We start from the raw sequence: 8,048 nt of genomic DNA on the forward strand, positions 1-8,048 counted from the left end.
GCTGGGCGAAGACAAGCGCTTTTACGAGCACAGCGGGGTCGACTGGCCGGCGGCGGCGCGCAGTGCCTGGGGTAATTTGTGGAACACCCACACCCGCGGCGCCTCCACCCTGACGATGCAGCTGGCCGGCCTGATCGACGCCGGCCTGGCACGCCCGGCGGCCGGCCGCAGCCTGCCGCAGAAAATCGGCCAAGTGATCATGGCCGGCCGGCTGGAGCGCAGCTGGAGCAAGGCGCAGATTCTTGAGGCCTATCTGAACAGCGTGCCCTTGCGCGGCGAGGTGGTCGGCATCAACGCGCTGGCGCAGACCCTGTTTGGCAAGCATCCGGTCGGCCTGAAGCCCGCCGAGGCGGCCTTGGCTGCCGCCATGTTGCGCGCGCCGAATGCGTCGCCGGCGCTGTTGGCCGCGCGTGCCTGCGCCCTCTTGCAGCTGATGGGCCGGGCACAAGATGCGACTTGCGCCGCGCTCAAGGGCGTCAACGGCGATATCGAGGCCCTGCTGGTGCGCCGCCCGGCCCGGCCCTTGGGTGAGCAGCTGGCGCCGCATTTCGCCCGCCAGGTCTTGCGCGCCGATGGGCCGGCGCAGCAGCGCAGCAGCCTGGACGCTCAGCTGCAACGTTATGCGATGAGCTTGTTGAAGCAGCAGCTGGGCGAGTTGTCCGGCCGCAATGTGGAGGACGGCGCGGTGCTGGTGCTCGACAACGCCAGCGGCCGGGTGTTGGCCTGGGTGGGTTCCAGCGGCGATTTGTCGAGCGCGGCCCAGGTCGACGGGGTGTTGGCGCGGCGCCAGCCGGGCTCGACGCTGAAGCCCTTCATCTACCAGCTGGCGCTGGAGCGGCGCTTGATCACGCCGGCCAGCCTGCTGGATGACTCGCCGGCGCAGCTCAGCACGCCGGCCGGCCTCTACCTGCCGCAAAACTATGACCGGGCATTCAAGGGTTATGTGTCGGCACGCAGCGCGCTGGGCAACAGCCTGAATGTGCCGGCCGTGCGCTTGACGGCGATGCTGGGCACCGATGCCGTGTTCGAGCGCTTCAATGCGCTGGGCCTGGCGCTGCCCGAAACCAGCGGCTTTTACGGCCTCTCGCTGGCGCTGGGCAGCTCTGACGTCAGCCTGTTGGGCTTGAGTAATGCCTATCGGTCGCTGGCGAACGGTGGGCAGTACAGCCCGGTGCGCTTGAATGCGCAAGTGTCGACCGCGTCGCGCCGGGTCAGCAGCGCCGCCGCCAGCTTCATCACCGCCGATATGCTGGCCGATAACAGTGCCAGGGCGCGCACTTTCGGCTTGGACAGCGTGCTGGCGACGGCCGGCTTCGCGGCGGTCAAAACCGGCACCAGCAAGGATATGCGCGACAACTGGTGCTTAGGCTTCACACAGCATTACACGGTCGGCGTGTGGGTCGGCAATGCCAGCGGCGGCGCGATGCATGGGGTCAGCGGCATCAGCGGTGCGGCGCCGATCTGGGCCGGGCTGGTGGCCTATCTGCAGCGGGGGCGCGCGTCCAGGCCGCCCGCGGTGCCGGCCGGTGTCGTGCAACAGCGCGTCGTGTTCGAGGCCGAACGTGAGCCGGCGCGGCCGGAGTGGTTTGTCCGCGGCACCGAGTTGGCGACTGTGCGGTCAAGCGACTTGATGCGCTCAAACACCAGCTTAGGCATCAGCAACCCACTGAGCGGCAGCATTTACGCACTCGACCCCGACATCCCGCCGCAGGCCCAGAAAATCCGCTTCGAGGGCCAGTCCGGCCAATGGGAATTGGACGGGCGGGTGCTGGGGGCTGGCCGCCACATCAGCTGGGCGCCCTGGCCGGGCCAGCATCAATTGCGCTTGCTGGACGGGCAGGGTCGGCTGATTCAGCAGCTGCGCTTCGAGGTGCGCGGCGCGGCGCTCAAGTGACGCTAAGTGGCTACAGGCGTGAAACCTGGATGTCGGATTTCGTACCAGCCGGCGGCAATTTGTCGCCGATCCAGGAATTGAGCAAGGTGTAGGTCACCGCCAGCACCACCGGGCCGATGAAGAGGCCGACCAGACCAAAAGCGAACAAGCCGCCGATGACGCCGGCAAAGATCAGCAACAGCGGCAGGTCCGCGCCTTTCTTGATCAACCAAGGGCGCAAGAAGTTGTCCAAGGTGCCGACCACCAGCGTCCAGAGCAGAAGCACCGTGCCCCAGACGTTGTCGCCACCCCAGTACAGCCAAGCCACCGCGGGCACCAGCACCGGCACCACGCCAATTTGCGCCAGGCAAAGCATCAGCATCAAGGCCGTCAGCAAGGCCGCCGCCGGGATGCCGGCGATCCACAGCCCGATGCCGCCCAGTACCGATTGCACCAAGGCCGTCACGACAATGCCCATCGCCACGCCGCGAATCGCCAGGCCCGCCAAGGTCACGATCGCATCGCCTTGCTCGCCTGCCAGGCGGCGCCCGAAGCCATGTACGGCGCGGGCCGCCGCCTCGCCGTTGCTGTAGAGAATGCCGGACAAGGCCACCGTCAGCAAAAACTGCAGCCCGATCAGACCCAGACTACCGGCCTGTGACGCAGCCCACTTGAACGAGACACCGAGATAAGGCTTGGCCAAGGCCACCAGCGGCGCGATGCCGTCCACGGTGATGCGGTGCCAGGCCGTGCTGAGGCTTTCGCCCACCAGCGGCACCGCCGCCAGCCAGTCGGGCGCTTTGGGCAGGTCGGCCACGCTCAAGGAGCCGACCAAGTCAACCACCTGATCGGCATGCGCGGCCACCGTGGTCAGCGCAACCGTCAACGGTACGAACAACACCAGCAGCAGCAGTATGACCATCACCATAGTGGCCAGGCCTCGGCGCCCCCACAAACGCTGCTGAAGGCCGAGCATCAACGGCCACGTTGCCACCACGATCATGGTGGCCCAGATCAGCGAGCCGATGAAGGGCGACAAGATCCACAGCGAGGCGAGCATCAGCAGGGCGATGCTCAGAATGCTGAGCATGGTGCGGGTGAGGTCGGGTTTGGCTGGCGTCATGATGAGGGTTTGAGCTGAGAGGCGCGGAGGCTCGATTCTGCCCGCTTCTGCCTGCTGCCCGGGCCATGGCTGAGGGATGAGTGAAAATCTGCCCATGGCCAAGAAACCCACCCATGTCAGCGAGACCCCGGCGACGCAATTCCTGCGTCAGCACAGAATCAGCTTTACCGAGCATGTTTACGATTATGTGGAGCGCGGCGGCACCGCCGAGTCGGCCCGCCAGCTTGGGGTTGCTGAGCACAGCGTGGTCAAAACCCTGGTGATGCAGGATGAACATGCGCAGCCGCTGGTCGTGCTGATGCACGGTGACGCCCAGGTCAGCCTGAAGGCGCTGGCGCGCCAGATCCCCTGCAAGAAGGTCGAACCCTGCAAACCTGAGGTTGCGCAGCGGCACAGCGGCTATCTGGTCGGCGGCACCTCGCCGTTTGGCCTGCGCAAGGCGATGCCGGTGTATGTGGAGGCCACGATTTTGGCGCTGCCCAGCATCTGCATCAACGGCGGGCGGCGCGGTTTTCTGGTCGGCATCGACCCGACAATCCTGCCCGAGCTGGTGGGTGCCAAGGCGGTCAGCTGCGCCGGTACTGACTAGTGCTGGTCCGCATTGTCGGATCTGCCTGGAAAAATTCAGGCGCAATGCGGCCACAATAGCGCCCCATGCAAGATCTACTTTTCCCCCTGCTGGCCGGCGTTCTCGGCTACCTCTGCGGCTCGCTGTCCTTCGCCGTCATCATCAGCCGCGTGATGGGCTTGTCCGATCCGCGCAGCTACGGCTCCGGCAATCCGGGCGCCACCAATGTGCTGCGCTCCGGCAATAAGCTGGCCGCCGTGCTGACGCTGTTGTTCGACGCCTTGAAAGGCTATGTGGCGGTTTTGTTGGTGCTGTTGTTCGGCGCGCCCTATGGTCTGGGCGAAGGCACGGCGGCCTTGGTCGGCCTGACGGCCTTTCTCGGCCATCTGTGGCCGGTGTTCTTTCGCTTCAAAGGCGGCAAGGGCGTTGCCACGGCGGCTGGCGTCATCATGGCCTTGAATCCGCTCTTGGGGCTGGCGACGCTGGCGACCTGGGCCATCATTGCTTACTTCTCGCGCTATTCCTCGCTGGCGGCCTTGGTGTCGGCCGCGTTTGCGCCGGTCTATCAAATGATGATCTGGGGCGGCGGGCCCATCGTCGGCGTCTTGGTCGTGATTGGCTTGCTGCTGGTTTGGCGCCATGCCGACAATATCAAGAAGCTGCTCAATGGCACCGAAAGTCGTTTGGGGCAAAAAGCCAGCGGCACAAGCCCGCCACCCGACAGCAGCAAAAAACATCCTCACGGCGTCGGCCCGCAGTCGCAGGGTCATTCGCACAAGCATCCCAAGAAGAAAGGTCATTGAAATGAATACAGAGCACCCCCAAGCCGACGACGTACGTCGCCTGCCCCCCGAGGGGGTCAAGAAAGATCGGGGCGGCCCATCCCTTTCTTGTGAAAGATTTGACGTCGGCGCCCGCATGTCCGAGATGGCGGTCTACAACGGTGTGGTGTATCTGGCCGGTCAGGTGCCGGAAGATGCAAGCCAAGACATCACCGGGCAAACGGCGCAGGTTCTGGCCGCAATTGATGCCTTGCTGGCACGCGCCGGCAGCGACAAGACCAAGATCTTGCGGGCGCAGATTTTCATCGCCGACGTGGCCGAATTCGCCGGCATGAATGCCGCCTGGGACGCCTGGGTGGTGGCCGGCCACACCCCGCCGCGTGCCACCGTCGAGGCCAAGCTGGCGCGGCCGGAGTGGAAGGTGGAGATCGTCGTCACGGCGGCAGTTTGAACCAACCCAGCTCGCGCCTGCAACGCGCACTGCGCGAGTACGGGCCATTGGTGGCGATTGTGCTGGTCGTATTGGGAGTTTCTCAAGCCGCCCAGCATTGGCAGGCCGGGGCTCAAGCCGAGAGTCTGCGGGCTTCTGCACGTCCGGGCGATATCGTCATGCTGTCCAGCACCAGCTGCGTGTTTTGCCTTCGGGCACGCACCTGGCTGGAGGCCGAGCAGATCGCCTTCAGCGAGTGCTTCATTGAAACCGACGCGGCTTGTGCGGCGCTGTACCGGGCGCAGATGGCCCCGGGTACGCCGACCTTTTTGGTCAAAGGTCAGCGCGTGGTGGGCTTTGACAAACAGCGCTTGGTCGAACTGCTGGCGATCGACAGGCCTTAGCCTGCGGGTGATTTTTCAGTCTTCGCTGTTGAACACCAGTTTCAACTCGTGGGTCTGCTTCTCGCCATTGCCTTCGAAGCGCCATTCCATCAACGCCTCGATCACCGCTCTGTCAAACAGCTTGGGCGGCGCGGCTTCCAAAATGACGACCTCGGTCACCTTGCCGTCCGGGCCGATTTGCAGCTGTGCTTTGACCGATCCGGCGCTGACGCCCTTTTTGGTCGCCGCTGCGGGAAATTCCGGCGGTACTTTCTTCAACACCTTGGGTGCGGCGATGGCGCTGGTGGCGATCAACAATGCGCTCAGCAGGCCGAGACCGGCGCGTGACCATTGAGACAGGAACGAGGGGGAGGTAGTCATGGCTTTCCTTGCAGCGTAATTGATGATGATGATGATGATGATGATGATGAGGGTTGCCGGCTCAGTGGACGCGGAAGAATCCGACCGCTTCCAGCAAGCGCGATGAGCTGCTGGTCAATGCTTCGGTGGACTTGCTCAGCGCACTGACCAAGCTGGCGTTTTGCTGGGTGCTGCGGTCCAGCTCGTTCATCGAATGGTTGACCACGCCGACACCGGTGGCCTGCTCCTGCGCCGAGTGTGAAATCTCCTCGATCAGTTGGCCCATATCGTTGACCTCATTGACGACGCTGCTGATGGTGACGCCGGCGTTATTGACCAGGGCGGTGCCGGCCTCGACCTTGACGGTTGATTCTTGAATCAGCACCTTGATCTCCTTGGCGGCGCCGGCGGCACGTGAAGCCAAGGCCCGCACTTCGGAGGCCACCACGGCGAAGCCGCGGCCATGCTCACCGGCCCGGGCCGCTTCGACGGCGGCGTTCAGGGCCAAGATATTGGTTTGAAAGGCGATGCCGTCAATCACGCCGATGATGTCGCCGATCTTGTGCGAGCTGGCGCTGATTTCCTGCATGGTGGACACCACTTGAGACACCACCTTGCCGCCGGCCGAGGCCGAATTGCGGGCCTTGGTGGCGATGCCGGCGGCCTTGCGGGTCAGCTCGCTGGCACCGCTCAGATTGGCCGCTATCTGCTCAACCGAGGCGGCAGTGGTTTGCAGGCTGGAGGCCGAGCGGGCCGTGCGGTCCGACAAATCAACGTTGCCGTTGACGATTTGGCCGGTACTTTCGGCCACGTCGTTGGCGGCGGCGCCGACGCTGCCGACCACGCCGGCCAGGGCTTGCTGCATCGCCTGCATGGAGTCCAGCATCTGCCCCAATTCGTCGGAGCCCAAGGCCTCGAACTGATGTGTCAGATCGCCATTTCGAATCGCCTCGGCGGCGGCTTGCGCTTGTTTGATCGGCACAATGATCGACCGCACGATGGCCAGGCCACCCACGCTGCCTATCACCACCGCAACGATCACCAGCACCACGGTCACCAGCACCGAATTGCGCGCCAACTCGCCGCCCGAGACGGCCAGGTCGTTGGCATGTTCGAACTGCAAATTGACCAGGCCCTTGAGGCCTTCTTGGTAAGTTTGCTGAGCCGGCCGCACATCGGTGATCAGGCTTTCACGGGCCTCATCCGGGCTGCCGTCGACCTGCACCTTGCGGAACTTGGCCACCGAGGCAAAGAACTTGCCTTGCGCGTCTTTGACCTGGCCGAGCAGCTCGGTCTCGCGGCCCGCCTCGGGGCTGCTGAGCAGCCCCGCGAGCTGCTTTTCGCTTTCCTGCAGGGCGCCGTCGATCAGCGTTTTTTGTTTCTTGATCGCGCCGGCCGAGTCCAGCAGCAGCAGGTCGCGTGAGGCGCGGGCCACCACATTCACCTGTTCTTCCAGCGCGTTAGCGGCGGCGATTTTGACCAAGCTGTCCTTGGCCGTCATGTCCAGATCCTTGGCCAGGCGGTTGGCGCTGTAGGCGCCGTAGCCGCCGATGATGGTGAGCAAAATGATCAGCAAACCGTAGCTCAAGGCCAGGCGTTGACTGATACGAAGCTTGCTGAGGAAGTTCATTAGGGCGCTTTCTTGCGTGCCGCAAAACGCGGTTGTGCCGCTCCACCCCATGTGGATTACGGTCGACCACAGCAACTTCGACCGCGCCCGGTATTTCTTGAGCGCTTTTCTCGGCTTTATTAATCTATGGCGAGGCCGAGCGTAACGGGATCACCGCGCCCCAATCGAATGATTTGGGCCGCTTCGCCGGTCAAATCAATCACGGTGGTGGGCTCCAGCGGGCAGGCGCCGGCGTCGACGATGACCTGCAGCAGCCGGTCGAAACGATCGGCTATTTCGCGAGCGTCATTCATCGGCTCGGTCTCGCCGGGGGCGATCAAGGTGGTCGCCAGCAGCGGCTGACCGAGCAGGGCGAGCAAATCCTGCGTCACGCGGTGCGCCGGCACGCGCAGCCCGATGGTGCGGCGTGAGGGATGAGAGAGGCGACGCGGCACCTCTTTGGTGGCCTCCAGAATGAAGGTGAAGGGGCCCGGTGTGGCCAGTTTGAGCAAGCGGTACTGGCTGTTGTCAACGCGGGCGTAACTGGCCAGCTCGCTGAGGTCGCGGCACAACAAGGTCAGGTGATGCTTGTCATCGATACCGCGAATGCGGCGCAGCGACTCGGCCGCGTTTTTGTCATCCAGGCGGCAGACGAAGGCATAGCTGGAGTCGGTCGGGATCGCGCCGATGCCGCCCGCATTGATGATTTGCGCGGCTTGCTTCAGGAAGCGTTGCTGCGGGTTTTCGGGGTGGACTTCAAAGTATTGGGCCATGGACCGATTGTGTACCGGTGAGCCTTGGGTCTAGGAGCCCGGGCCGCACAAAAATCGGCGGCTGCAAGACGGCCGCAGCGGTCCATTTTTCACCGTCTTATTGCCCCATTGCCGAGCTATGAGGCTGCAAATCCGGCAAAAACTGTC

General features: G+C 64.1%; 9 protein-coding genes. 5 read left to right on the plus strand and 4 right to left on the minus strand.

What is annotated here, in order from left to right; genetic code table 11:
• Positions 1 to 1,894 (plus strand): penicillin-binding protein 1C (gene pbpC / locus RMO57_RS18220; RefSeq protein WP_310389052.1); only part of this gene is annotated, 1,894 nt, incomplete at its 5' end.
• A gap of 10 nt (positions 1,895 to 1,904) precedes the next feature.
• On the opposite strand, the gene ydiK is transcribed toward pbpC, so the two are convergent.
• The gene (gene ydiK / locus RMO57_RS18225; protein WP_310389054.1) at positions 1,905 to 2,996 is read right to left on the minus strand and encodes an AI-2E family transporter YdiK; all 1,092 of its coding nucleotides are present in this window, start codon (positions 2,994 to 2,996) and stop codon (positions 1,905 to 1,907) included.
• Positions 2,997 to 3,090: 94 nt separating this feature from the next.
• On the opposite strand from ydiK, the gene RMO57_RS18230 reads away from it, so the two are divergent.
• The 4 genes from RMO57_RS18230 to RMO57_RS18245 all read left to right on the plus strand — a co-directional run bounded on the left by RMO57_RS18230 (position 3,091) and on the right by RMO57_RS18245 (position 5,180).
• Entirely contained in the window at positions 3,091 to 3,585 is a 495-nt protein-coding gene (locus RMO57_RS18230) for an aminoacyl-tRNA deacylase (RefSeq protein WP_310389056.1), read from the plus strand.
• Between the two features lie 65 nt (positions 3,586 to 3,650).
• The gene (plsY, locus tag RMO57_RS18235) at positions 3,651 to 4,367 is read left to right on the plus strand and encodes a glycerol-3-phosphate 1-O-acyltransferase PlsY (RefSeq protein ID WP_310389058.1); all 717 of its coding nucleotides are present in this window, start codon (positions 3,651 to 3,653) and stop codon (positions 4,365 to 4,367) included.
• A 115-nt stretch (positions 4,368 to 4,482) separates the two neighbouring features.
• Complete coding sequence (locus RMO57_RS18240) at positions 4,483 to 4,797, plus strand: RidA family protein (RefSeq protein ID WP_310389060.1); 315 nt, start codon at positions 4,483 to 4,485, stop codon at positions 4,795 to 4,797.
• On the plus strand, positions 4,794 to 5,180 hold the full coding sequence (locus tag RMO57_RS18245; protein WP_310389062.1) for a glutaredoxin family protein: 387 nt from the start codon (positions 4,794 to 4,796) through the stop codon (positions 5,178 to 5,180). The genes RMO57_RS18240 and RMO57_RS18245 overlap by 4 nt, the downstream gene beginning before the upstream one ends.
• A 15-nt stretch (positions 5,181 to 5,195) precedes the next feature.
• Here RMO57_RS18245 and RMO57_RS18250 read toward each other — a convergent pair whose 3' ends face one another.
• The 3 genes from RMO57_RS18250 to RMO57_RS18260 all read right to left on the minus strand — a co-directional run bounded on the left by RMO57_RS18250 (position 5,196) and on the right by RMO57_RS18260 (position 7,901).
• Complete coding sequence (locus RMO57_RS18250) at positions 5,196 to 5,540, minus strand: energy transducer TonB (RefSeq protein WP_310389064.1); 345 nt, start codon at positions 5,538 to 5,540, stop codon at positions 5,196 to 5,198.
• 61 nt (positions 5,541 to 5,601) lie between these two features.
• Positions 5,602 to 7,149 (minus strand): methyl-accepting chemotaxis protein, encoded by a 1,548-nt coding sequence (locus RMO57_RS18255; RefSeq protein WP_310389066.1) that lies wholly within the window; start codon positions 7,147 to 7,149, stop codon positions 5,602 to 5,604.
• Between the two features lie 119 nt (positions 7,150 to 7,268).
• Complete coding sequence (locus RMO57_RS18260; RefSeq protein WP_310389068.1) at positions 7,269 to 7,901, minus strand: L-threonylcarbamoyladenylate synthase; 633 nt, start codon at positions 7,899 to 7,901, stop codon at positions 7,269 to 7,271.
• Positions 7,902 to 8,048: the final 147 nt, after the last annotated feature.

Source organism: Roseateles sp., from assembly GCF_031397715.1.
GTDB lineage: Bacteria > Pseudomonadota > Gammaproteobacteria > Burkholderiales > Burkholderiaceae_C > Paucibacter_A.

Excerpts from the sequence above, each read along its gene's own strand:
- RMO57_RS18260 (WP_310389068.1), bottom strand. The coding sequence starts at position 7,901 with ATGGCCCAATACTTTGAAGTCCACCCCGAAAACCCGCAGCAACGCTTC.
- RMO57_RS18255 (WP_310389066.1), bottom strand. The coding sequence starts at position 7,149 with ATGAACTTCCTCAGCAAGCTTCGTATCAGTCAACGCCTGGCCTTGAGC.
- RMO57_RS18230 (WP_310389056.1), top strand. The coding sequence starts at position 3,091 with ATGGCCAAGAAACCCACCCATGTCAGCGAGACCCCGGCGACGCAATTC.
- RMO57_RS18250 (WP_310389064.1), bottom strand. The coding sequence starts at position 5,540 with ATGACTACCTCCCCCTCGTTCCTGTCTCAATGGTCACGCGCCGGTCTC.
- plsY (WP_310389058.1), top strand. The coding sequence starts at position 3,651 with ATGCAAGATCTACTTTTCCCCCTGCTGGCCGGCGTTCTCGGCTACCTC.
- RMO57_RS18240 (WP_310389060.1), top strand. The coding sequence starts at position 4,483 with ATGTCCGAGATGGCGGTCTACAACGGTGTGGTGTATCTGGCCGGTCAG.
- ydiK (WP_310389054.1), bottom strand. The coding sequence starts at position 2,996 with ATGACGCCAGCCAAACCCGACCTCACCCGCACCATGCTCAGCATTCTG.